The following is a 22,962-nucleotide window of genomic DNA, read 5'->3' as shown; positions in this document are numbered from 1 at the left end:
CCTAGGTCCCCTCTAGTGCAGGTTGGGCTGGTTGCCCGCGCCTTTTTCGTCGATCATCCGGCCAGTGAGGAACCGGTCCAGGCGATAGGCGGTGGCAACGGGGTGCGGTTCGTCTTTTGCCAGCAAATGCGCAAAGCAATAGCCCGAGGCGGGCGTGGCCTTGAACCCGCCGTAGCACCAGCCGCCGTTGAAATAGAGCCCTTGAACCGGAGTGCGGTCGATGATGGGTGAGCCATCCATCGACATGTCCATCACGCCGCCCCACATCCGCAGCAAACGCGCCCGGCCGATCATGGGCATCAGGGCCATGCCGCCCTCGCACACATCCTCGACCACGGGCAAGTTGCCGCGTTGGGCATAGGTGTTATAGCCGTCGATATCGCCGCCAAAGACCAGCCCACCCTTGTCGGATTGGCTGACATAGAAATGGCCCGCACCAAAGGTGATGACGCTGGGCAGAACGGGCTTCAACCCTTCGGACACAAACGCCTGCAACACATGGCTTTCAATGGGCAGCCGCATCCCGGCCATGCCCATCACGCGGCTCGAGTTTCCAGCGACCGCACAGCCCACTTTGCTGGCTCCGATAAAGCCTTTTGAGGTTTCGACGCCCAAGCAGGTGCCATTTTCAATCCGCAGGCCCGTGACCTCGCAATTCTGGATTATGTCGACCCCGTGCAAATCCGCCGACCGCGCATAACCCCAAGCCACCGCGTCATGGCGGGCCGTGCCCGCGCGGCGCTGGACGAGACCGCCTTTGATGGGAAACCGGGCGTCGTCGAAATTCAAATAGGGATGTTCGGCCCGTACCTGGTCGGAGTCCAGCAGTTCCGCATCAGCACCGTTCAGGATCATCGCATTGCCGCGCCGCGTATAGGCGTCGCGCTGACCGTCCGTGTGGAACAGGTTGATGATACCGCGCTGGCTCATCATGGCGTTATAGTTGACGTCTTGTTCCAGCCCCTCCCACAGTTTCAGCGAGAATTCGTAGAAGGGCTCATTCCCGTCCAGCATGTAGTTCGAGCGCACGATCGTCGTGTTGCGCCCCACATTGCCGCCCCCGATCCAGCCTTTCTCGACCACTGCCACATTGCGCTGGCCGTAGACCTTGGACAGGTAGTGCGCCGTTGCAAGACCGTGACCGCCGCCGCCAATGATGATGACGTCGTAATGAGGTTTTGGGTCAGGCTCGCGCCAGACCGGTTTCCAGCCCTTATGGCCGGTCAGTGCCTCTTTGATGACTCGAAAGCCGGAATATCGCATGAATCGGACCTTTTTTTACAGAATTCATTATTTTGGTGCGGTTGGGTATCCTCAGATGCGACATCGGTCTGTCTGAATCAGACCCAAGTATCTGAATGATGAACCGATGGTGGGAGGTAACACTCAGGTTGCCTAAGGTTGTTTGCGGCCTCGCCAAACTCTCCGACCTACTTCGACAGCAATCATAACATAAGTGCAGATAGCGCAGCTGTTGATGATGCGCTAAACCTGTGGAAACACAGGGAGAGCAGGCATGAAACTGAAGGCACCGAATTTCACAGCACCGGTAGATGCGGTCGTCCGTCAGAGCCTGCCTCCGGTCATCTGCTACCCGCCGGATAGTTTGCCGCAACCCGACATCGCCGGGCTGAATGCTCTTCGACAGGGGGCGAAGAAAACGGCCGAGGCGACGGCGGCCCCGCGCGATGCAGTTTGTGTCGAGGTGCCCGCAGGGGCCTTTCTGCGCGTGCTTTCGGTGGATGGCCCACAGGTGGGCGATCTGAACATGTGGAACAAACATGACCTGACCGAGAGGTTTTATTCGGGTAAAACCCGCGCTTTGCACGGTACGCATTTGTCCACCGGCGACCGTATGTGGTCTAGCTTTCCCAACATGCGCCCGATGGCGACCATCGTCGGAGACACGCTGGACTGGTATGGGTTCGATGCCTACGGAGGATCGGTCCATGACGTGATCGGGACGCGCTGTGATCCTTATACGGGACGGTTGCTGTCGGGGGACGACTATCACTATTGCTGCCATTCGAACCTGACCCGCGCCTTGGCCGATCATTGCGACCTGCCGCTGCACGAGGCCGAGATGCATGTGCATGATGTGCTGAATGTCTTCATGTGTACCGGTTTTACCCGCGACACGGGGCAGTATTTCATGAAGGCCAGCCCGGTACGCCCGGGCGACTATCTGGAATTCTACGCCGAGATCGACCTGATCGTGGGCCTGTCGGCCTGTCCAGGTGGCGATTGTTCATCCGAGCATTCGTCAGACGTGGCCGCCTGCTATCCGCTGGTGATGGAGGTCTATGATCCCGGCGAGGATGTCCGCGCGGCCCATGTTCAGCCCGCGCGGTCCGCCTATGATCGGACGCACGGCACGGGCTAGGCGGTCAGGCGGCGGCCCAGACGGTCCAGCATCCGGCAACACAGGTCCAGCTGTTCGATCTCGACATATTCGTCGGCCTTGTGCGCTTGGGTGATTGAGCCCGGCCCACAGACGATGGCGTGAACGCCAAGCTGCTGGAACAGACCGGCCTCGGTGGCGAAGGCTACAGTGCCTGTGCCGTTGGCGCCGGTCAGTTCGGCCACCAATTTGCGGGCAGCGTTGTCCTCCATCGGCTCCAACCCCTGAACTTCGGCGACGACGTCCTGCGTGATGCTGGCTTCGGGGTGAACGGCCTGCATTTCGGGTAGTAGCGTGTGGTTAATGTAGTCGCTGAGCGTCTGGTTAACGAGATCGGCGTCGCTGGCCTGAACCGGGCGCATTTCCCAGCCGATCTCCGCCTTGCTGGCGATCACATTATGCGCGACGCCGCTATTGAAGAACCCGACATTGATCGTGGTCCATGGGGGTTCAAACGCGCTGCCCGCCGGTGCGCGTGATTTCAAAATATGGCGCAGTTCAAGCAACTTGCCCACATAACGCGCGGCGTATTCAGCGGCATTCACGCCGTCATCCGGGGCCGAGCTGTGACCTTCCAGCCCGGTAAAGCGCGTGGTGTATTCAAAGCAACCCTTATGGCCTTCGATCACCCGCATTTCGGTCGGTTCGCCGATGATGGCAATGTCGGGCACGATGCCGCGTTGGGACAGGTCATTGACCAGATTCTGCGCGCCCAGACAGCCGGTTTCCTCGTCGTAGGTAAAGGCGAAATGCAGCGGTTGGGTCAGTTTTTCGACGTCCAAAGCTTCGGCAAAGGCGAGCGATGCCGCGATGAACCCCTTCATGTCGCAGGTACCCCGCCCATACAGGCGCCCATCTCGTTCAATCATCTCGAACGGGTCTGAGGTCCAGTCCTGATCGGCCACGGGCACGACATCTGTATGGCCGGACAGCAGGATACCTCCGGGTATGTCAGGCCCGAGTGTTGCAAAGACGTTGGCCTTCTTGCCCGTCGCATCGCGCGTTTCGATACAGCGTGCTCCCAGGGCTTCAAGCCGGTCGGTCAGATAGCGGATAATCTCAAGATTGCTGTCGACCGAGACCGTCTCAAACGCGATCAGATCGGCTAGAATGTCTTTGGTTCTTTGAAGGGTCATGGTTTCACGAACAGCTTTCTTGGACGGTTGCAGAGACATTCGGCGGGTCCGGTTTCGTTGATCAGGATGGTCTCGGTGATCTCAAGCCCCCAGTCGTTCATCCAAAGGCCGGGCATAAAGTGGAACGTCATTCCGGGTTCCAGCACGGTTTCGTCTTCCGCGCGCAACGATATGGTGCGTTCCCCCCAATCGGGCGGATAGCTGATGCCCACCGGATAGCCGCAGCGCGCACTGCGCTCGATTCCGGCGCGTTCCAGCGGAGCGGCCAGCGCAAGGGCGATGTCGCGGGCCTTATTGCCCGCACGGGCGGCATTCAAACCTGCCTCAAGTCCCTCCACCAGCGCGGCTTCGGCCCGTTGCAGGTGGTCTGGGGGCTGGCCCAGAAAGACTGACCGGCAGAAAGGTGCGTGATAGCGGCGATAGCAGCCCGAGAGTTCGAAGAAGGTGCATTCCCCGGTTTTGAATGGCGCGCCGTCCCATGTCAGATGCGGGGCGGCGGCATCAGGCCCCGAAGGCAGCAGGGGCACTATGGCGGCATAATCGCCCCAATCCTCACCCACGCCCGAGATCGCATCGTGGTAAATCTGCGCCACCAGTTCGTTCTTGCGCAAGCCGGGTTCGATCCGTTCTATCACCCCATCAATCACATGTTCCGAAATCCGCGCAGCTTTGCGCATCTGGGCGATCTCTTCACCGGATTTCACGGAACGCTGCCAGTTCACCAAAGCGTTGCTATCGACCAACGTGGCCTGAGGCAATTCTGCGGCCAAAGTCAGATGCGCCTTGGCCGAGTAATAGTAATTGTCCAACTCAACCCCGATGCGGGCGCGTTCAAGGCCGCATTCCAAGATCAGGCGGGAAAGGTCTTGCATCGGGTGCCGCTCGGTCGATTGAACATAGTTATCTGCATAGCCGTGAATGCAGTCATCGCTCATCCAGACCGTGCGCCGCGCGCCGTTGGCGTCCTGATTGCGGCCCCACCAGATTGGATCAGTATCGTGTAGGACGACGACGCCCTGATGCACGTAAAAGGACCAGCCCTCATACCCGGTCAGCCACGTAATGTTTGACGGGTCCTGTATGAACAGCGCGTCCAATCCGGCGTCAGCCATGGCCGTACGTGTCTTGGCAAGCCTGCGATCGTATTCGGCGCGGGTGAAGGCCGGATTGGCATGGGGCATGAGGCGCTCCTGTCGCGATGGAGTTTCCGTTGACAGAACGGGACGAATGCAGTCACGTCAATGGGCAACTCAGGAAAGACACCCCAGTGAAGATCACCCTCAATCCCCATCGCGGCGGGCAGAAACTCGCCGGCTCTGCTCCGTACCCTTCTATAAATGCTGCTCGTGTAGCGGATCTTCTGGCGCAGTGTCCGGCGGCGGGGGAAACCGCTTTGATCGATGCCAAGGGGCTGGCCGATGTGGCGAATCTGTGGATCAAGGACGAGCGCGGACGCATGAATCTTGGGTCGTTCAAGGCCCTTGGCGCGGCCTATGTGATTGCACGACATGCTGCGGATGTGTCGGATTTGCCTGCCGAAACAACGCTTAGCGGGCGGACCTATGTCACCGCCAGCGCCGGAAACCACGGGATGAGCGTCGCCGCCGGGGCGCGGATATTCGGCGCGGATGCGGTCGTCTATATCGCCGAGACCGTGCCCGAAGGCTTTGCTGACCGCCTGAGGGCGCAAAACGCTACGGTCGTGCGACACGGCGTGGACTATGCCGCCAGTATGCAAGCTGCTAGTCAGGCCGCGCAGGATAACGGCTGGACTTTGCTGTCCGACAGCTCGTGGGAGGGGTATTTTGAACTGCCCCACACTCTGATGGAAGGCTATCTTCAAATGGCGGCCGAGGCCGTGCGTCAATGCCCCGAGGTGCCGACGCATATCATGCTGCAGGCCGGTGTTGGCGGTTTGGCGGGGGCGGTCGCCGCCTATGCCCGGAATGTCTGGGGCGATGCGCCCCGGATTATCGTCGTCGAACCCGACGCCGCGCCCGCCCTGCAAGCGAGTATCGAGGCCGGAGCCTGCGTCTTTGCCGACGGCCCGGACAGCATCATGGGGCGATTGGATTGCAAAGAGCCTTCGCTGATTGCTTTGAACGGATTGGCGCGGGACGCCGATGTGTTCCTGACTTTGACGGATGATGAGGTCGCGCAACACCTGCCCGCGATGTCGGAGGCCGGTGTGGCCACAACGGCATCTGGCGGGGCAGGCGTGGCCGCCGTCATGAACCCGGACGTTCGCGCCGAACTGGGTATCGGTCCCGACGCACGGGTCCTCTGTTTCCTGTCCGAGGTCGCGGAATGAGGGGGTTTGACACCGCCGAGTTTCAAGCGCGGCTGACGCGCGCGCAAGACAGGATGGCCGAAGCGGGCCTGTCTGCCTTGCTGCTGACCACTGAGCCCGAGATTCGTTATTTCACCGGCTACTTGACCCGGTTCTGGGAAAGCCCCACGCGGCCCTGGTTTCTGATCGTCCCGGCCAGCGGGAAACCTATCGCGGTCATCCCCTCGATCGGGGCTGCTTTGATGGGCCAAACCTGGGTCGAAGATATCCGTAGCTGGAGCGCGCCGGACCTGTCGGATGACGGGGTCAGCCTGTTGGCCGAGACTTTGAGTGAGGTTACTCCGGCTGATGCTGCAATCGGCGTGCCGGACGGGCATGAAACTCATGTCCGGATGCCTATGGCAGACTTGCTGCGGCTTCAGACGCTATTGGGGTCGCGGAGACTCTCGGGCGATGCGGGGATACTGCGCACACTGCGCATGGTCAAATCCGACGCCGAGTTATCCAAGATCGAAACCGCCTGTGCCATAGCCGGGCGCGCATTTCAGCGCGTGCCCGAGATTGCCGGGCGTGGGGTCTCGATTGATCAGGTCTTTCGGCAGTTTCAGATGCTGTGTCTTGAGGAAGGCGCGGACTGGGTGCCTTACCTTGCAGGCGGAGCCGAGCAGGGTGGCTATACCGACGTCATTTCACCCGCTCCGGAAAGCGAGATGAGTAATGGCGATGTTCTCATGCTGGATACCGGTCTGGTGTGGGATGGGTATTTCTGTGACTACGACCGCAACTGGGCGGTCGGCGCGCCCTCGAACGCGGTGCGCAGGGCCTATGCGTCGCTGATCGAAGCCTCGGACACCGCATTTCATATCGCGCGCCCGGGGGCCACTGCGTCGGACCTGTTTCATGCTATGAATGACGTTCTGTCCCGCCACAACGCCGATACCGGGGCCGGAAGGCTGGGGCACGGGCTGGGGATGTCGCTGACCGAATGGCCGTCATTGATCCCGTCCGATCACACGGTGCTTGAACCCGGCATGGTGCTGACGCTTGAACCGGGCATTGCGGTTGGCGGCAAAATCCTAGTGCATGAGGAAAACATCGTCATCAATGACGGTGCGCCGCGCTTCCTCAGCCCACGCGTTGGGCCGGAGTTGCCTGTGATATGAGTTACTTACCTTACGAACTGGAACCAGACGATCCACAGGTCACACCGATGGGTCTGATCGTTCTGCAAACGGATGAAACGATCGAACCCGAGTTCAACGCTTATTTCTCGGACCGTCGCGCGCCGATTTACGTGTCCAGAATTCCCAGCGGTCACGAGGTGACAACCGACACCCTGTCGCAAATGGAGGCCGCATTGCCCGCAGCGGCGGATCTGTTGCCGAAGGCGCGGCCCTACAAAGTGGTTGGCTATGGGTGCACCTCGGCCAGTTCCGTGATTGGCTCGGCTGCCGTTGAGCGAATGGTGCAGAAAACCTGTGCTGCAGCGATGGTTACGAATCCGCTGCGCGCGGCGTCTGCTTGCGCTGCGGACAGGGGGGTGTCCAAGTTTGCGCTGTTGTCCCCGTATATCGAAGAAGTGAACGAACCGTTACGCAAAGCCTTTGCTGAAAACGGGATTGAGATGGGTGTTTTCGGCTCGTTCGGAGAAGCCGAGGAAAGCAAGGTCGTCCGAATCTCACGCGAGTCCGTGGTCGAGGCCGCCGTGCGGTTGGGAGCTGATTCGGCAGTTGAGGCTGTGTTCCTAAGCTGCACGAATCTAAGAACTTTCGATGCGATACCTGAGATCGAAAATCGGCTGGGAAAACCTGTTCTGTCCAGCAATCAAAGCCTTGCGTGGCATATGCGGCACCTGAATTCAGCCTGAATTTCAGGCGGCTGGCGGCGTCATTGACATACTGCTGACATATTTTGGTTGCGCGACCTGTCCTGCTTGTCCTTAAATGGTTCGCGAAAGGTCTTTGAGATCCGGATAAACCGGGCAAGCAAGGACAGACAGGGGAGCCAAGTTGGTAATGTCAAATGACGCAGCGTTCGTCGAGTTTCAACGTGTCCAGAAATCTTATGACGGCGAGATCCTTGTCGTAAAGGATCTGAACCTTTCACTTCCAAAAGGTGAGTTTCTGACGATGCTTGGCCCGTCGGGCTCGGGCAAGACCACGTGTCTGATGATGCTCGCCGGGTTCGAGACGGCCACACATGGCGAAATCATGTTGGACGGGCGTCCTATCAACAATATCCCGCCGCATAAGCGGGGCATTGGGATGGTGTTCCAGAACTACGCACTGTTTCCGCACATGACTGTGGCCGAGAACTTGTCCTTCCCGCTGGAAGTTCGCAAGATCGGCAAGTCTGAGCGCGAAGAGAAAGTCAAACGGGCGCTGGATATGGTGCAGATGGGGGCCTTTGGCAGCCGCCGCCCTGCGCAATTGTCCGGTGGTCAGCAGCAGCGGATCGCCTTGGCGCGCGCGCTGGTGTTCGAGCCCGAGTTGGTTTTGATGGATGAACCGCTGGGCGCGTTGGACAAGCAGCTGCGCGAGCATATGCAATTCGAAATCACGCGTCTGGCGCATGAGCTGGGTATTACCACGGTTTACGTGACCCACGACCAGACCGAAGCGTTGACGATGTCAGATCGTGTCGCCGTGTTTGATGACGGGCGCATTCAGCAGCTTGCCCCACCTGATCTTCTGTATGAAGAACCCGAAAACAGTTTTGTGGCGCAATTCATTGGTGAAAACAACACATTGGAGGGCGTTGTTAAATCGATAGACGGCGACTCTTGCGTCGTGACGCTGGATGACGGATCAGAGATTGACGCCAAGCCAGTGAATGTCAGCGCTGCGGGCGAGCGGACCAAGGTCTCGATCCGACCCGAGCGGGTGGAATTCAATAAGGACCGTTTGCACGCGGATGCGCATACGTTGAAGGCCACTGTGAAGGAATTCATCTATATGGGTGACGTGTTCCGATTCCGCCTGTCAGTTGCGGGGAATGATGACTTTATCATCAAAACCCGGAACGCACCGGATGCGGTTCGCCTGTCACCCGGCCAGGAAGTCGAGATTGGCTGGCTGGCTCATGACTGCCGGGCGTTGGACGCCTAAGGCATGAAGACCCCGCACCATCGGGGAAAAGAACAGCCGGATTGCCCCGTGATCCGGTTCTGAAGTGCAAAATCAACGGGAATAACAGGGAGTTAATCATGAAAGTTAAAACCACTCTGATGGCAAGTGCGATTGCTGCCGTTGCTGGCGGCGCGATGGCCGAAGAGATGACCATCGTGTCCTGGGGCGGCGCCTATTCCAAATCGCAGCTCAAGGCGTATCACGAGCCCTATTCGGAAAAAACGGGCGTCACCATCCTGAACGATGACAGCTCCGCCGAAGCGGTTGCCAAGCTGCGCGCCATGAATGAAGCGGGCAACATTACCTGGGATGTGGTCGACGTTGTGGCTGCGGACGCGATCCGTCTGTGCGACGAAGGTCTTGCGATGGAGATCGACCCCGACGTGCATCTGGCCGCGGCGCCCGACGGGACTTCGGCGGCGGATGACTTCGGTGATCTGCTGGTCAGTGACTGCTTTATCCCGCAGATCGTGTATTCGACCACATTTGGCTATCGCACCGATCTGGTGGGCGACACACCGCCGACCGATGTATGCGCCGTGTTCGATCTGGAAGCTTATCCAGGCAAGCGTTCGTTGGAAAAGCGTCCGATCAACAACATGGAATGGGCATTGATCTGTGACGGCGTTGCCAAAGACGATGTCTATGATGTTCTGGCGACGGCTGAAGGCCAAGATCAGGCGCTGGCCAAGCTGGACACGATCAAAGACAGCGTCGTCTGGTGGTCTGCCGGTGCTGACACACCGCAGCTTCTGGCCGATGGTGAGGTCATCATGGGTTCGACCTATAACGGTCGTCTGTTCAGCGTGATCGAAGAGCAGAAACAGCCCGTCGCCATGCTTTGGGACGCGCAGGTGTTCGATCTGGACGGCTGGATCATTCCGGCAGGTCTGAGTGAAGAACGCACGCAGCGAGCGCTGGACTACATCATGTTTGCGACCGACACGCAGCGTCTGGCGGATCAGGCCAAGTACATCTCGTATGGTCCGGCCCGTGCCTCGTCGGCTCCGCTGGTTGGTCAGCACGCCGACCTGGGTATCGACATGGCGCCGCATATGCCGACTGACCCGGAAAACGCCAAGAACACGTTCCTGTATAACTACGAGTTCTGGGCAGACTACCGCGACGACATCGACGCTAAATTCCAGGCATGGTTGGCTCAATAAGCCTGTTTTAAGTCATTGGTCGGGGCCGCAATTGGCCCCGATCCACCAAAAAAGACCAAGGGACGCAGATGACTGACGCAACTCAATCCGGTCCGATGCTGGCTGCAGATGGTACGCCGCTGAAGAAATCTCTGGCGCGATCATTGCGCCGCCGCAAGTTGCGGGCGCTGGCCCTGATTGCACCGCTGCTATTGTTCGTTCTGCTCTCTTTCGTGATCCCGATCGTTTCGATGCTGTTCCGATCGGTTGAAAACGGCATTGTGGCCGAGACCCTGCCATTGACCGTGGTCGAGTTGAAAAACTGGGATGCGGAAAGCGGCGAACTACCGGATGAAGCACTATACGCCGCGTTCACCAAAGATATGGTCGTTGCCATTGACGAGAAGACACACACCCGGCTTGGTTCGCGCCTGAACTATGAGCAGACGGGTATGTCCTCGATGTTCCGTCGCTCGGGTCGTCAGATCAAAAAACTGGACCCGGAAACCGATGGCCCGTTCAAAGACAAGCTGATCGACATTCACGACGGTTGGGGGGATATCGAAACCTGGCGTACCATCAAGACCCACGCTGTTCCGATCACCAACGGATATTTCCTGAACGCCATCGACATGCGCCGCACGCCCGAAGGCGCGCAGGCGCAGCCTGAAGACAAACAAATTCTGATCAAGCTGTTTGGGCGCACTTTGATGATGTCGCTGATAATCACGGCATCCTGTATCCTGCTGGCCTATCCTGTGTCGTATTTGCTGGCGACGCTGCCGATGCGCGTGTCGAACCTGCTTATGATCCTAGTATTACTACCATTCTGGACGTCACTGCTGGTGCGAACTTCGGCTTGGAAGGTTATGTTGCAGCAGCAAGGTGTTATCAACGAAACTTTAGTGTGGCTTGGGTTAGTGGCCGATGATGCACGGTTGGTGATCATCAATAACCAATTCGGCACAATCATTGCGATGACGCATATCCTGCTGCCGTTCATGATCCTTCCGATGTATTCGGTCATGCAGACCATTCCGCCATCCTACACCCGCGCCGCGAAATCCATGGGCGCGACGAACTGGACGACCTTCTGGCGTATCTATTTCCCGCAATCCATTCCCGGCATCGGAGCGGGGTCGATCCTCGTGTTTATCTTGGCCATCGGCTACTACATCACGCCGGAGATCGTTGGCGGGACCAAGGGTGTCTTCATCTCGAACCGGATTGCGTACCACATTTCATCCTCGTTGAACTGGGGATTGGCTGCTGCGCTCGGGACGATCCTGCTGGCGGTCGTTCTGTTACTCTACTGGTGCTATGACAAGATCGTGGGCATCGACAACGTGAAGCTGGGATAAAGAAGATGGCAGCACTTACACCTATATCCCGCAAACCCATGTCGGTTGTCCTGCCCGCAGTGGCCATTGCCGGAGGTTTCCTGGGCATGTTCGTCGGGGCCGGGCAGGGCAGTGTCTTGCTGGGCATTGTGATCGGCGCGGTTCTTATGGCGGGGCTGGCCTGGGTCTATATCAACGTTCTGGACAATGAACGTATGGCCCGCTGGATCACAATCCTCGGACTGGGCGCGCTTGGTTTGCTGTTTGCTGGCGTGACCGGCCTGATCGTTGGTTTGCTGGCTGGTTGGTTCTTTGCCTTCTTCATCTTCTGGCTTTACGAGGGGCGCTACCGCCAAAAGCTGCTGCCCTATATGACAGGCCAGCAGGTTTTCTGGCACTATGCGTTCCGAGTGATCTGCGGCGCGATCTTCGTATTCCTAATCACTCCGATCCTTGTGGTTCTGCCGCTGTCGTTCAACGCGCAGGATTTCTTTACCTTCACGCCCGAGATGCTGCGGTTGGACCCCGAAGGCTATTCGCTGAAACACTACCGCGACTTCTTCACCAACAATGAATGGCAGCGTAGCTTCAAGAACTCGCTGATCATTGCACCGATTGCTACGATCATCTCGGTCTCGCTGGGGACTCTGGCGGCCATCGGCCTGAGCCAGAGCCACGTTCCGGGGAAACGGGCCATCATGGGTATCCTGATCTCGCCCATGATCGTGCCGCTGATCATCTCGGCCACTGGCATGTTCTTTTTCTACAGCGATATCGGGCGCTTCCTTGAGGGCACACTGGGCTTGGACAAGAACTTTGTTGGCTATGTGAAAGTGATCCTTGCACATGCGGTTCTGGGTATCCCGTTCGTAATCATCACCGTGACCGCGACGCTGGTGGGTTTCGACCAGTCGCTGACGCGGGCCTCTGCCAATATGGGGGCAGGGCCGGTGCGGACCTTCTTCAAGATCCAGATGCCGTTGATCCTGCCGGGCGTTATCTCGGGTGGCTTGTTCGCGTTTATCACGTCGTTTGACGAGGTGGTTGTGGTGTTGTTTGTCGGCTCGGCCAGCCAGAAAACGCTGCCGTGGCAGATGTTTACAGGTCTGCGCGAACAGATCAGCCCGACAATTCTGGCGGTGGCCACGATCCTGGTTGTGATCTCAATCGCGCTGTTGACCACGGTTGAATTGCTGCGCCGCCGGTCCGAGCGTCTGCGGGGTCTTTCCCCCGCTTGACGCGCGCCGCGGCGTGATTTAGCCATTGCGATATGCAGCCCGGTCACGATGGCGTCGTGACATATCTACGGGCGCATGGCTCTCGGTTCCCGAGGCCGCTTGTCCTGAACGCCGGGACTTGTGGCCGGGCACCTTTCGTCCGGCATTGCAGGAGAGAGCATGATGACAGACCTGACAAACCGCCCCGAGTTCTTCACCAGCCACAATGGCGACAAGGCCCCGTTGCCGTTCAGCAACGCCGAATATGACCGTCGCCTGTCGGGCATGCGCGCCATGATGGCGGCACGGGATATTCCGGCGGTGTTGCTGACTTCGATGCACAATATCGCCTATTACTCGGGCTTTCTGTATTGCGCCTTTGGCCGTCCTTATGGCTGCGTGGTGACGCAGGACGCATGTACGACGGTGTCGGCGAATATCGACGCAGGCCAGCCGTGGCGACGCTCGGTCGAAGAAAACGTGATCTATACCGACTGGAAGCGCGACAATTACTGGCGCGCGGTGGCCAGCCTGATCGGCGGTGCCAAGCGGATCGGGATCGAAGGCGACCACATGACGCTGGCCGCGCGTGATACGGCGCTGGCGATGCTGGGGCAGCCCGAGCTGGTGGATGTGGCCACGGATACCATGGCCGCCCGCATGGTGAAATCCGCAGAAGAGATTGAGTTGATCAAGGGCGGTGCGCGCACGGCGGATGTGGGCGGTGCTGCGATCCACGCCGCGATCCGTGAAGGGGCGACCGAGATCGAGATCGCTATGGCTGGGCGCGACGCGATGGAGGTTGAGATTGCCCGCGCATACCCGGATGCCGAATACCGGGACACCTGGGTCTGGTTCCAGTCGGGCCTGAATACGGACGGTGCGCATAACCCCGTAACCAAGCGGGCGCTGCAAAAGGGTGATATCCTGTCGCTAAACACCTTCCCGATGATCTCGGGCTATTACACCGCGCTGGAACGTACCCTGTTTCTGGGCGAACCCGACGCCGACAGCCTGCGCATCTGGAAGGCCAATGTCGCCGCGCATGAGCTTGGCCTAAGCCTGATTAAACCCGGCGCGACTTGCTCGGGCATCACAGCCGAGATCAATCGGTTCTTCGCAGATGAGGGGCTGCTGCAACATCGCTCGTTTGGGTATGGCCATTCGTTCGGAGTCCTCAGCCATTACTATGGTCGCGAGGCGGGGCTGGAGCTGCGTGAAGATATCGACACCGTATTGGAACCCGGCATGGTCGTGTCGATCGAGCCGATGCTGTGGATTCCCGAAGGACAGCCCGGTGCCGGTGGCTATCGTGAGCATGACATTCTGGTTGTCGGCGAGGACGGGGCCGAGAACATCACCGGGTTCCCCTATGGGCCGGAACATAACACGATTGTCTGATCGGATAGGCAAGAGGGGCGCTTAGCCCCTCTTGCCGCGTTCGTGGAAAATGAACCCGATGAAATTCAGCAGCACCTGCGCGGCCAGAATCTGCGTGCTTTCGGTGGGATCATAGTTCGGCGCGACCTCGACCAGATCAATGCCGACCACATCGCCGCGTTGCGCTAGACCTTGCAGGATTTCCAGCACGTCATAATACAGAAACCCCCCGTGGCTGGGCGTGCCGGTGCCCGACGCAATCGATGGGCAAAAAGCGTCGATATCAATCGTCACATAATACCGCGCGCCTTCGGGTATGCGGGCCAAGACCCCCTCGGTTCCCAGTTTGCGGACCTGTCGCACAGACAGGATATCGGACCCTCGGGCGCGGGCATCCTCATAGCCTTCCTTTGCGGTTGAGGACACATTGCGGATGCCCAACTGCGTCATGCCCGAGACATAGTTTTTCTCAATCGCGCGCCGCATCGGGTTGCCGTGGCCGGCAGTGACCCCGTGGCGTTCATCCACGAAATCCAGATGGGCGTCGATCTGAACCACATGGATCGGACCATTTTCCGCGCAATCGTCAGAAAAAGCATTGATACAGGGGATGTTGATTGAGTGATCCCCGCCGATCGTCACGGGCAGGGCACCGGCGTTCAGGATTTTCTCGACCCCGAACTGGATATTGGCGTGGCTTTCGTCGGTCTTGGTGTGGATGATATCGGCGTCCCCGATATCGACCATGCGGACCGAGCTATCCAGATAGGTTGCGTCATCCTCGTGATCATACGCCCCGGCATGGCCAAAGCTGAACAGTGTCGACGCCTCACGCACCGCACGTGGCCCGAACCGAGCGCCGGATCTCCATTGTGTGCCGAAATCGAAGGGTGCGCCCATGATCGCCACATCCGCGTCGATCTGGTCCCAATCCTCGACATATGGCGATTTGCCAAAGGTCGAAATACCGACGAATGGCAGGTTCAGACGGCCACTTGCATACCCATGAGACGACATAGCGCGATTCCCGTTTCTTGTTTGTCCGTTGTAGCTTAGAAGCCTTGTCTTAAGCAGGATAGGTTTCTTTGAGGGGTGGATGGGTTGAATGTCGCCCGCCAAGGGTGTCTATCTGAGCGAAAGGTCTGAAAGGAATTGCCGTGGGACAGCACGAACTGCCACCCGAAACAGGTGTGTTCTATATCAATCTGGACCGCGTCCCCGCCCGTCGGGATTTTATGGAATCGCAGTTCGATCACGCTGGACTATCAGGTGCCACCCGGTTCAGTGCGGTTGACGGGCAGCGACCCGGAGCGTTGCACCAGAACGGCTATCTTCCCGGTTCAGGCAGTCGCTGGGGCTTGAAACAAAGCGAGATCGCCTGTTTCGAAAGCCACCGGGCCGTCTGGCAGGCCGCGGTCGACCAAAACCTGAACACTGTGGCGATATTCGAGGACGATGTCGAGATGTCCGCAGATGCGGGCCGAGTCATTGTGGACGTTCTGAACCATTCGACCGAGTATGATTTCGTCAAGCTGGACTATTCGCCCAGGCCCTTGCGATTTGGGACAGAACGGGATTTGGGGCAGGTGAAAGTTCGCCCCATGCTGGAAATGGCACCAAGCGCGGCGGCCTATGTGGTGTCGCAAGCGGCCTGTCGCAAGTTGCTGGCATGGTCCACGGCCTATTCCGACCATCTGGACGATTTTGTCTCGCTCCCGCGTACGGATTGGCGGATGTTTCAGTGCTTTCCGGCTGTCGGTGTGCAGATGATCTGGTCTAAGCAGCAGGCGGAAATTGTTGACGAGGTGAAGGTCAGCGAACGCTCGCAGGATCAGAAAACCAACAGCGGGTTGGACAAGGGACCGACATGGTTCCGGCTGCGCCGCGAATTGCTGGCGGCCGGGCGTAAGTTGCGCTGGCGCATGGGGGCCCAAACGCGGCTTTTGAAGCAAGGGGGCTATGTCGGTTTCATCCCGTGCGCCGATGATCTGAGCGTTTAGCTGCGCCGGGGTTTTAACCTTTCGAAGCCCTGCGTTTGGCGATCCAAACGCATAAGCGTTAACAAAACTGTCAGTTTGATATAATCTTCCAGTGTTGTTTACGGTTAAACAAGGGTCTGGGGGATGAGTCAGTCAATTTACGACCGCTATGGAGGTTTCAAAACGATCAGTCGGATCGTGATGACCTTCTATGAAATGGCGCTGGATTCCGATCAGATCGGCGGTCATTTCGAAGATATCGACATGCCGCGTCTGATTGATCACCAAACCAAGTTTGTGTCTTCTCTGGTTGGTGGACCTGCCTCGTTCAGTGATGACCGGATCGAGGCAGTGCATCGGCATCTGAACATCACGCATGAAGACTTCGACGAGATGGCCGATTTGTTCGGCGAAGCTCTTGCCCAGCACGGCATGGAAGACGCGCATATCAAGATTGCCTTGGGAGCCATTGAATCCAAACGCGCAATCATCGTTACGCGCTCGGCGGCATGAGCATTCAGGCGATCAACGAACAGTTGCTGCGGGCAATTGGCGTTGGTGTTGCGGTCGTGCGTGCCACGGATCTGAGCTTCGTTTTTCAGAACGGTCCGTTCATTGAATGGTTTGGGACGCCTGAACAAGGGCAAACGCTGCTGGATCTGTTCCCCGATCTGGACGCGCGCGAATTGGAGGACGTCAAGCAATCGGGCCTGCGCTATTCCGTGGAATTGCAGATCAAGCCCAAGCGCCGGACGTTGGTTTTTGCGGTCGCCGTGTCTTTGGCAAGTGGGCTGGACGAGCAGCTTCTCGTGGTCGAATGCCAGAACATCACCCGCATCCGCGAATTGGAAAGCATGATCGACAGCTATTCCTCGATGGTTGAGCGGAACACGCGTGAGTTAGAGCGCGAGAAAGAGCGTGTCGAACGTCTGCTGCTGAACCTGATGCCGCGCGCCGTGTATGAAGAGTTCAAGACATTTGGCGTGGTGACGCCGCAGCTTTATGATGAGGTCTCGGTCGTGATGCTGGACTTTGTCGGCTTCACGGACTTTGCCGCCAAGACGGACCCGACCGTGACCCTGAGCGAGTTGAATGACATTTTCACCGCCTTTGATCGCATCGTCGAACAGTTCGGGTGTGAGCGGATCAAGACCATCGGAGATGCCTATCTGGCGGTGTCCGGTATGCCCGATCCGACCCCGGATCACGCCACCGCCGTTGCGCATTGTGCGGTCCGGTTCCTGCGGTATCTGGAGCGGCGCAATGAAAGCCACCCCCACAAATGGCAGGCCCGTGTCGGGTTGGGTATGGGCCCCGCAGTCGGGTCGGTCGTCGGTATACAGAAATATGTCTATGACGTGTTTGGCCCGGCGGTGAACCTGGCCTCGCGCCTTCAGGTTTTTGCCAACCCGATGCATATCGTGGCGCCGGACGAGATGAAATATGCGCTGATTGACGCGTTTCAGGTGTCCGATATCGGTCGCGTCGACGTCAAAGGCATGGGTGAGATGGACTTGATCAATGTCACGTCGGGCCTGAGTATGCCGAAGCCCAAAACTGTTTTCTGATCAGTCATCCTGTGGGACAAGCCCCAGCCCCCGCAAATAGATACCGATCCCGGACTCCAGAAGATCCTCGGGCGGGAAAGGCGAACTGGCTCCGGTGTTGCGGGCGAACAGCTCCACCACACCGTGGCTCATGGCCCATATATGCGCGCTGAACATGGATGCCGGAGGCCGCTTTTCGGGCGGAATATGCTGTGACAGATCGGATGCAGCCTTTTCCAAAACCGCTTTTGCTCGGTTGGCGGCAAGGGCCAATTCTGGTGTGCGGTTGATCGAGATACCGCTTTCGAACATCGCGATATAGTGGCCAGGATGTTTGCGGGCGAAAGCCAAGTACGCGCGTCCGGTCGCTTCGAACGCGGCAAGGGCCGAGGGTTGGCCTTTGTCATAGGCGAACTGCATCAGATCCGCGAACATCTCAAACCCCTGACGGGCGGCTTCGGCGATCAGGTCCTCGCGGCCCTGATAGTGGCGATAGACGGCGGCAGGCGTCACGCCTGCGGTCTTGGCAGCTTCGGACAGGGTAAACCCGGTTGGGCCTTTTGCCTCGATCAACGATAGCGCCGCCTCGATCAGCGCCTGTTTCAGATTTCCGTGATGATAGCCGCGTTTGCTCATGCCTGTGTTAAGCGCCTTTTTTGTTTTGGCTCGTTGATCTTATGACATAATGCTGAGATGTCGGTACGTCCAACCGATCATCCGTCGGGCGCGGCCTACGCATCCCAGATATCCGGGCCCCCGCAAATTTTCGGATCGTTTGCGCCAATGGCATCCGCGTCTTTTTCGTCATAATCCACTGCGTGCAGCACGGTCCTGATTGCGGCTAGTCGAGCGCGTTTCTTGTCGTCGGACCGGACAATCGTCCACGGGCAGGTATCCGAGTGGCTGCGGGTCAGCGTCTCGGCTATGGACTGTGAATATTCCTCCCATTTACTCAACCCAGCAACGTCAATTGGGCTGAGTTTCCACTGTTTCAGAGGGTCGGTTTCACGCGCTAGAAAGCGATTAAGCTGTTCGGCCCGACCAACATTCAGCCAAAATTTGAAAAGCTGGATTCCGTCATTGACCAAACCGGTTTCAAGCGGCAGGACTTGGCGAAAGAACCGCTCGCGCTCTTCCGGTTCGCAAAACCCGAACACGTTCTCGACCACACCGCGATTGTACCAGCTGCGGTCGAAGAACACGATCTCACCGGCCGAGGGCAGGTGCGGGATGTAACGCTGGAAATACCATTGGCTGCGTTCTTGATCCGAAGGCTTGCTCAGCGCGACATTGCGCGCCCCGCGTGGATTAAGGTTTTCGCGAAAGCGCTTGATTGTGCCGCCTTTTCCTGCGGCATCTCGGCCTTCGAAGATGATTGCGATACGGCTTTCGGTTTCCTTGACCCAAGACTGCATCTTGACCAGTTCGATCTGCAATGCCTCCATCTGCTTTTCGTAGTCCTTACGCTTCATCCGTTCTTCGTAAGGATAGCTGGAGTTCAGAATATCGTCCTTGTCCGCCTTTTCGATCGCAGAGCGAACGTCTTTGGGCGCATCATTTCGAAAATATTTTTCAATGGAGCCTTTTGAGGATCGGGCCATTAGCTACCTCTCGATAAAATCCATATCCTACTATGGATTAGCGCAAGGCTTAACGCAAACCCGCCCTTTGGGCCGCGCGGTCGATGGCGGCGGCCACCTCGGGTGCAGCGACGACCTGCGGCATATGGCCGATCCCCGGCAGTTCGATCAGTTCCGCGCTGGGGATCTGTTCTATCAACCGGTGGGAATGCCAGCCCAACCCGACCGTGGTGTCGGCGGTGCCATGCACGATCTCGGTGGGAACGTCGATATCCTTATAGCGCGGTTGCAGTGCGCGAACCTCTTCTAACAGGTTGGCGCGCTGTTTTGCATTGGCATGCATCGAGGCGCTTCGGATGGTCAGGCCGGGACCGAAGTGGTCTGAATAACCTTCGGGCGCGGTTTGTGGGGAGAAAACACGGTCCAGTGCCTTTTCGACATACCATTCGGGGATAAAGGCGCTGATCAGGGGAAGGGCCAGCGCGTTTCCGGCTGGGGTCGCTGCCATCCTGTTGAACCCGTCTAATGGGGTCTCCCAAGGAATGGCAGCCGGAGCGATCAACACTAGCGCCGAAATGTTTTCGGGGCGTGTCACAGCCCAGGCCAATGACACCGATCCGCCATAGCTTTGTCCGGCGACGATAGGCTTGTCCGCCCCAAGGCGCGCGGCGGCTTCTTGCAAGATTTCCGCTTGCTCGACAATAGTTTCGCCATCGGGGTTAAAGCTGGAGCTGTACCCCAGGCCAGGGCGATCAAAGACGATGACACGAAAATGCTCGGCCAGGATTGGGGCCAACGCAAAGGTCATGTCGCGCGTGTTCCCGCTGGAGCCATGGATCAACACCACATCCGGCCCTTCACCCATGACAACCGCGTGGACAGAAACGCCGTCTACGTCAACAATCTGACCTTCGGGTGGAAAGGCAGCTTCGGATCGCGCCTCATTCTGCGCTGCACGCCAGGTGGTGGTTATGGTCAGCCCGGCAACAAGTAGACCCAGAGTGACAAGCGTTTTAACGGCCAATTTGATCCATCTCGAACGGTGTGGTTTGGTAAATCTGATTAATCCAGTTGCCATAGAGCAGGTGCGCATGGCTGCGCCATCTGTTCTGCGGCGGCTGGCTCGGGTCGTCATCAGGGTAATAATTCATCGGCACATTGATTGGCGTGCCATTGGCGATATCGCGATCATATTCTTGTTTCAGCGTGTCGCTGTCATATTCGAAATGATTGAAGATATAGATCGCCCGATGTTCGGGGTCCTCAACCAGACAGGGGCCGACCTCGTCGCTGCCCAGAAGAGTCGTCAAGCCTGCGGCGCCGTCGATCTCGGGTTGTTTCATCTCGGTCCAGCGGCTGACAGGGATCACGCATTCGTCCGAAAACCCACGCAAAAACGGCGAACTGGGCACGAGATTGCGTTGTCGGAAACAGCCGAATGCCTTCGCGTCCAGCATATGTTTGCGCACGCCGTGGAAGTGATTGATCATCGCCATCCCACCCCAGCACACGCCGAAGGTCGAGTGCACGTTGGTCTGGGTCCAGTCGAAGACCTCGCTGATCTCCTCCCAATAGGTGACGTCATCGAATTCCAGATGTTCGATCGGCGCGCCGGTGATGATGAGCCCGTCAAACTTCTGGTCCTTGACCTCCTGGAACGGGCGATAGAACTCGGCCATGTGGGCGGCTGCGGTGTTCTTTGTGCGATGTTCCGTCATGCGGATCAGCGAAAGGTCGATTTGTAGCGGCGTCGCGCCGATCAGGCGGGCGAACTGGTTTTCGGTCTGAATCTTCTTGGGCATCAGATTCAGCAACCCGATCCGCAATGGACGGATGTCCTGACGCATAGCCTGATCCTCGGCCATGACCATGACGCCCTCTTGCGAGAGTACGTCAAATGCGGGCAGGTCAGCGGGGATCTTGATAGGCATCAGGTGCAAGCCTTTGGTGTTTCAGTACAGAGGCGGTAATTAAGCGCGGTTGGCGCGGGTCTCAAGGGTGCGTTCGATCAACTCATCGAAATCCGCGGCGTCACGCACATTGTGCATGTCGTTTGCGGTTACTGCCACGCCCCAGTTTTCGGCCATGGCCTGATAGCGCGGTTGGCGATGGGCCAACGCGCGGGCATAGGTCCAGCGGACAAAGGCGTCGGGGTCGACCTCGGCGGCGGTGCAGCCTTGTTCGATCAGATACTCCTCCCAGACCCGCGTCAGGAATTCGGGCTGGTAGGACATCGGTTTGGGGGCCTTGTCGAAACGGCGGATCAGCTCGGCAGTGTGGTCTTCGTCCCCCTTGAGCCAGATCATCAGGGTCTGGCGCGACAGTTCCGACAGAACCTGATCGCGCGGATCATTTGGGTCGACCCATTCACAGATAGAGCCGCCAGTATCGCAGATAAAATGCGGATATTGGTAAAGGCGCTGCGCGCGGTCGATAAAGTATTCGGTGTCCAGCAGGGCGTGGATCTCGGCGAGGCGGAACTGTTCCTGCCTGCGGCGGTATTCCGACAGCTCCAATCCGCCCAATGCCGGGTTGCCGGGTTTGCCGAGATAGGCGGCGACGGGGGTCAGGTTTTCGAACGAGATATTCGAGCCGATATAGATCGAATCCGTTAGTAGAAGATCACGCAGGAACGGGACCTTCATCGCTTCGGCCTTGGCGTTGTCGGTGATGTATTCGCCCATATAGCGGGTGCCAATGCGGTAATCGATCGAGTAGTGGAACCAGTCGCCCGAATCCCGCAGCACATTCGACACATAGGTTTTGCCCAGCCCCGACATGCCGAAGAAAAGCACTTTCTTCCGTGCCGCGCCCTGCCAGTCTTTTGCCGAGTTGTAGATCATCGATCGCTATCCCTTTTTCCAACCTTGCTAATTCGGGGCAGCGGCGGCGTCAATCACGTCTGGCCGAGCGGTTAAGGGTCAAGAGCCCGGCCGCCAGAACCGCAAAGCCCAAATAGGCTTGTGGCGGCAGGGCTTCATCCCGCAAAAGGCTGCCTAAAAGGATCGCCACAGGTGGAATGACAAGCGTGACCAGCATCAGATTTCCGGCACCCGCCATGGCGAGAACGCGGTAGTACAGCAGGTATGCACCGGCGGTGGCGATGAGCGCGTAGTAGGCGATTGCCAGCCACGTTTCGGCGGGCAGGGCAAATGACGGCATCCCGTCTGTCATTAGGGAGAGCGGCAATATCATCATCGTTGATCCCGTCAGCATCCCCGCAGCGGCAACGATTGGCGAAAGATCGGCGAGGGTCGCGCGAGCCCATGCTCCGGCGAGGGCATAGGACAGGGTGCCTGCGACGATGGCCAACTGCGCCAGATTGCGCAGGTCGAAGGTGATGAAATTCTGCCAACCGATGGCGATCGTCACCCCGGTAAAGCCCAACCCAACCCCAACCGCGCGGGTCAGCGTCAAGCGTTCGTCCCGAAAGAACACCGCAGCGACCAGTACGCCGAAAATTGCAGTCGCTGCGTTCAGAATCGAGGTCAGCCCCGTTTCGATATGCAACTGAGCCCACGCCATGAGAGAGAACGGGATCGCATTGTTCAAAAGGCCCATAACCAGAAAGGCTCCCCAAACGCGGCGGTTTGTCGGGATTTTCGACCCCTTGATCCAAACGACCAGCCATAAAGCTAACATCGCCCAGAAAACCCGGTGCAACACCGAGGTCATGACCGGTACCGTATCCAATGCAATACGAATCGACACGAAGGACGCGCCCCAGATTACGCCCAACAGCAAAAGTTCAGCCCATGCACGGCTTGAAAGGTGTTTTTGATCCATCATGCCGGTATTTCGCACGCAGCGATGATCCAA

General features: G+C 58.3%; 22 protein-coding genes. 12 read left to right on the top strand and 10 right to left on the bottom strand.

What is annotated here, in order from left to right; genetic code table 11:
- Positions 1 to 12: 12 nt before the first annotated feature.
- The gene (locus tag ACR0C5_RS04320) at positions 13 to 1,263 is read right to left on the bottom strand and encodes a sarcosine oxidase subunit beta family protein (RefSeq protein WP_170769560.1); all 1,251 of its coding nucleotides are present in this window, start codon (positions 1,261 to 1,263) and stop codon (positions 13 to 15) included.
- A 253-nt stretch (positions 1,264 to 1,516) separates the two neighbouring features.
- Here ACR0C5_RS04320 and ACR0C5_RS04315 point away from each other — a divergent pair, with 253 nt between their 5' ends.
- Entirely contained in the window at positions 1,517 to 2,383 is an 867-nt protein-coding gene (locus tag ACR0C5_RS04315; RefSeq protein ID WP_170784605.1) for an urea carboxylase-associated family protein, read from the top strand.
- On the opposite strand, the gene argE is transcribed toward ACR0C5_RS04315, so the two are convergent.
- Together argE and ACR0C5_RS04305 are read right to left on the bottom strand one after the other, a co-directional pair.
- On the bottom strand, positions 2,380 to 3,576 hold the full coding sequence (gene argE, locus ACR0C5_RS04310; protein WP_480874818.1) for an acetylornithine deacetylase: 1,197 nt from the start codon (positions 3,574 to 3,576) through the stop codon (positions 2,380 to 2,382). The genes ACR0C5_RS04315 and argE overlap by 4 nt on opposite strands.
- A complete protein-coding gene (locus ACR0C5_RS04305) occupies positions 3,534 to 4,718 on the bottom strand; it encodes a M24 family metallopeptidase (RefSeq protein WP_480874816.1) in 1,185 nt (394 codons plus the stop codon). The genes argE and ACR0C5_RS04305 overlap by 43 nt, the downstream gene beginning before the upstream one ends.
- 86 nt (positions 4,719 to 4,804) lie before the next feature.
- Between ACR0C5_RS04305 and ACR0C5_RS04300 the strand changes: the two genes are divergently transcribed.
- The 8 genes from ACR0C5_RS04300 to ACR0C5_RS04265 all read left to right on the top strand — a co-directional run bounded on the left by ACR0C5_RS04300 (position 4,805) and on the right by ACR0C5_RS04265 (position 14,058).
- Complete coding sequence (locus ACR0C5_RS04300; protein ID WP_480874814.1) at positions 4,805 to 5,848, top strand: pyridoxal-phosphate dependent enzyme; 1,044 nt, start codon at positions 4,805 to 4,807, stop codon at positions 5,846 to 5,848.
- Positions 5,845 to 6,990, top strand: coding sequence for a M24 family metallopeptidase (locus ACR0C5_RS04295; RefSeq protein WP_480874811.1), 1,146 nt, complete (start codon positions 5,845 to 5,847; stop codon positions 6,988 to 6,990). The genes ACR0C5_RS04300 and ACR0C5_RS04295 overlap by 4 nt, the downstream gene beginning before the upstream one ends.
- On the top strand, positions 6,987 to 7,694 hold the full coding sequence (locus ACR0C5_RS04290) for a maleate cis-trans isomerase family protein (RefSeq protein ID WP_480549912.1): 708 nt from the start codon (positions 6,987 to 6,989) through the stop codon (positions 7,692 to 7,694). Before ACR0C5_RS04295 ends, ACR0C5_RS04290 begins: the two co-directional genes overlap by 4 nt.
- A gap of 148 nt (positions 7,695 to 7,842) precedes the next feature.
- Entirely contained in the window at positions 7,843 to 8,934 is a 1,092-nt protein-coding gene (locus tag ACR0C5_RS04285; RefSeq protein WP_170784616.1) for an ABC transporter ATP-binding protein, read from the top strand.
- A gap of 98 nt (positions 8,935 to 9,032) precedes the next feature.
- Positions 9,033 to 10,121, top strand: a complete 1,089-nt coding sequence (locus ACR0C5_RS04280; protein WP_170769567.1) for an extracellular solute-binding protein — start codon at positions 9,033 to 9,035, stop codon at positions 10,119 to 10,121.
- A gap of 68 nt (positions 10,122 to 10,189) precedes the next feature.
- Positions 10,190 to 11,461 (top strand): ABC transporter permease, encoded by a 1,272-nt coding sequence (locus ACR0C5_RS04275; RefSeq protein ID WP_170769568.1) that lies wholly within the window; start codon positions 10,190 to 10,192, stop codon positions 11,459 to 11,461.
- 5 nt (positions 11,462 to 11,466) lie between these two features.
- Positions 11,467 to 12,678 carry an ABC transporter permease gene (locus ACR0C5_RS04270; protein WP_480874807.1) on the top strand — a complete coding sequence of 404 codons (1,212 nt, stop codon included), beginning with the start codon at positions 11,467 to 11,469 and terminating at the stop codon, positions 12,676 to 12,678.
- Positions 12,679 to 12,840: 162 nt separating this feature from the next.
- Positions 12,841 to 14,058: an aminopeptidase P family protein gene (locus ACR0C5_RS04265; RefSeq protein ID WP_480874804.1), complete on the top strand. Its 1,218-nt coding sequence runs from the start codon at positions 12,841 to 12,843 to the stop codon at positions 14,056 to 14,058.
- Between the two features lie 21 nt (positions 14,059 to 14,079).
- Here ACR0C5_RS04265 and speB read toward each other — a convergent pair whose 3' ends face one another.
- Complete coding sequence (speB, locus tag ACR0C5_RS04260) at positions 14,080 to 15,054, bottom strand: agmatinase (protein ID WP_170769571.1); 975 nt, start codon at positions 15,052 to 15,054, stop codon at positions 14,080 to 14,082.
- A gap of 140 nt (positions 15,055 to 15,194) precedes the next feature.
- On the opposite strand from speB, the gene ACR0C5_RS04255 reads away from it, so the two are divergent.
- The 3 genes from ACR0C5_RS04255 to ACR0C5_RS04245 all read left to right on the top strand — a co-directional run bounded on the left by ACR0C5_RS04255 (position 15,195) and on the right by ACR0C5_RS04245 (position 17,584).
- Positions 15,195 to 16,037: a glycosyltransferase family 25 protein gene (locus ACR0C5_RS04255; protein ID WP_170769572.1), complete on the top strand. Its 843-nt coding sequence runs from the start codon at positions 15,195 to 15,197 to the stop codon at positions 16,035 to 16,037.
- 123 nt (positions 16,038 to 16,160) lie between these two features.
- Positions 16,161 to 16,529, top strand: a complete 369-nt coding sequence (locus ACR0C5_RS04250; RefSeq protein WP_170788595.1) for a group I truncated hemoglobin — start codon at positions 16,161 to 16,163, stop codon at positions 16,527 to 16,529.
- Positions 16,526 to 17,584 carry an adenylate/guanylate cyclase domain-containing protein gene (locus ACR0C5_RS04245; RefSeq protein WP_480874799.1) on the top strand — a complete coding sequence of 353 codons (1,059 nt, stop codon included), beginning with the start codon at positions 16,526 to 16,528 and terminating at the stop codon, positions 17,582 to 17,584. Before ACR0C5_RS04250 ends, ACR0C5_RS04245 begins: the two co-directional genes overlap by 4 nt.
- On the opposite strand, the gene ACR0C5_RS04240 is transcribed toward ACR0C5_RS04245, so the two are convergent.
- The 6 genes from ACR0C5_RS04240 to ACR0C5_RS04215 all read right to left on the bottom strand — a co-directional run bounded on the left by ACR0C5_RS04240 (position 17,585) and on the right by ACR0C5_RS04215 (position 22,932).
- The gene (locus ACR0C5_RS04240; RefSeq protein WP_170769575.1) at positions 17,585 to 18,199 is read right to left on the bottom strand and encodes a TetR/AcrR family transcriptional regulator; all 615 of its coding nucleotides are present in this window, start codon (positions 18,197 to 18,199) and stop codon (positions 17,585 to 17,587) included. It lies immediately after the preceding gene.
- A 95-nt stretch (positions 18,200 to 18,294) separates the two neighbouring features.
- Positions 18,295 to 19,164, bottom strand: a complete 870-nt coding sequence (gene ppk2 / locus ACR0C5_RS04235) for a polyphosphate kinase 2 (protein ID WP_170769576.1) — start codon at positions 19,162 to 19,164, stop codon at positions 18,295 to 18,297.
- 49 nt (positions 19,165 to 19,213) lie between these two features.
- Complete coding sequence (locus tag ACR0C5_RS04230; protein WP_480874795.1) at positions 19,214 to 20,167, bottom strand: alpha/beta fold hydrolase; 954 nt, start codon at positions 20,165 to 20,167, stop codon at positions 19,214 to 19,216.
- Entirely contained in the window at positions 20,157 to 21,074 is a 918-nt protein-coding gene (gene metA, locus ACR0C5_RS04225) for a homoserine O-acetyltransferase MetA (RefSeq protein ID WP_170769578.1), read from the bottom strand. The genes ACR0C5_RS04230 and metA overlap by 11 nt, the downstream gene beginning before the upstream one ends.
- A gap of 39 nt (positions 21,075 to 21,113) precedes the next feature.
- Complete coding sequence (locus ACR0C5_RS04220) at positions 21,114 to 21,986, bottom strand: ATPase (RefSeq protein ID WP_170769579.1); 873 nt, start codon at positions 21,984 to 21,986, stop codon at positions 21,114 to 21,116.
- A gap of 49 nt (positions 21,987 to 22,035) precedes the next feature.
- The gene (locus ACR0C5_RS04215) at positions 22,036 to 22,932 is read right to left on the bottom strand and encodes a DMT family transporter (protein ID WP_170769580.1); all 897 of its coding nucleotides are present in this window, start codon (positions 22,930 to 22,932) and stop codon (positions 22,036 to 22,038) included.
- Positions 22,933 to 22,962 lie beyond the last annotated feature (30 nt).

Source organism: Ruegeria sp. N8 (assembly GCF_056531325.1).
This window is presented reverse-complemented; position numbering and strand designations above follow the sequence as displayed.

What these genes read in the sequence shown, in the direction of transcription:
- ACR0C5_RS04320 (WP_170769560.1), bottom strand. Translation starts at nt 1,263, where the DNA reads ATGCGATATTCCGGCTTTCGAGTCATCAAAGAGGCACTGACCGGCCAT.
- ACR0C5_RS04275 (WP_170769568.1), top strand. Translation starts at nt 10,190, where the DNA reads ATGACTGACGCAACTCAATCCGGTCCGATGCTGGCTGCAGATGGTACG.
- ACR0C5_RS04305 (WP_480874816.1), bottom strand. Translation starts at nt 4,718, where the DNA reads ATGCCCCATGCCAATCCGGCCTTCACCCGCGCCGAATACGATCGCAGG.
- ACR0C5_RS04265 (WP_480874804.1), top strand. Translation starts at nt 12,841, where the DNA reads ATGACAGACCTGACAAACCGCCCCGAGTTCTTCACCAGCCACAATGGC.
- ACR0C5_RS04315 (WP_170784605.1), top strand. Translation starts at nt 1,517, where the DNA reads ATGAAACTGAAGGCACCGAATTTCACAGCACCGGTAGATGCGGTCGTC.
- ACR0C5_RS04290 (WP_480549912.1), top strand. Translation starts at nt 6,987, where the DNA reads ATGAGTTACTTACCTTACGAACTGGAACCAGACGATCCACAGGTCACA.
- argE (WP_480874818.1), bottom strand. Translation starts at nt 3,576, where the DNA reads ATGTCTCTGCAACCGTCCAAGAAAGCTGTTCGTGAAACCATGACCCTT.
- ACR0C5_RS04295 (WP_480874811.1), top strand. Translation starts at nt 5,845, where the DNA reads ATGAGGGGGTTTGACACCGCCGAGTTTCAAGCGCGGCTGACGCGCGCG.
- ppk2 (WP_170769576.1), bottom strand. Translation starts at nt 19,164, where the DNA reads ATGGCCCGATCCTCAAAAGGCTCCATTGAAAAATATTTTCGAAATGAT.
- ACR0C5_RS04220 (WP_170769579.1), bottom strand. Translation starts at nt 21,986, where the DNA reads ATGATCTACAACTCGGCAAAAGACTGGCAGGGCGCGGCACGGAAGAAA.
- ACR0C5_RS04280 (WP_170769567.1), top strand. Translation starts at nt 9,033, where the DNA reads ATGAAAGTTAAAACCACTCTGATGGCAAGTGCGATTGCTGCCGTTGCT.
- ACR0C5_RS04270 (WP_480874807.1), top strand. Translation starts at nt 11,467, where the DNA reads ATGGCAGCACTTACACCTATATCCCGCAAACCCATGTCGGTTGTCCTG.
- ACR0C5_RS04240 (WP_170769575.1), bottom strand. Translation starts at nt 18,199, where the DNA reads ATGAGCAAACGCGGCTATCATCACGGAAATCTGAAACAGGCGCTGATC.
- ACR0C5_RS04215 (WP_170769580.1), bottom strand. Translation starts at nt 22,932, where the DNA reads ATGATGGATCAAAAACACCTTTCAAGCCGTGCATGGGCTGAACTTTTG.
- ACR0C5_RS04250 (WP_170788595.1), top strand. Translation starts at nt 16,161, where the DNA reads ATGAGTCAGTCAATTTACGACCGCTATGGAGGTTTCAAAACGATCAGT.
- metA (WP_170769578.1), bottom strand. Translation starts at nt 21,074, where the DNA reads ATGCCTATCAAGATCCCCGCTGACCTGCCCGCATTTGACGTACTCTCG.
- ACR0C5_RS04285 (WP_170784616.1), top strand. Translation starts at nt 7,843, where the DNA reads ATGTCAAATGACGCAGCGTTCGTCGAGTTTCAACGTGTCCAGAAATCT.
- ACR0C5_RS04245 (WP_480874799.1), top strand. Translation starts at nt 16,526, where the DNA reads ATGAGCATTCAGGCGATCAACGAACAGTTGCTGCGGGCAATTGGCGTT.
- speB (WP_170769571.1), bottom strand. Translation starts at nt 15,054, where the DNA reads ATGTCGTCTCATGGGTATGCAAGTGGCCGTCTGAACCTGCCATTCGTC.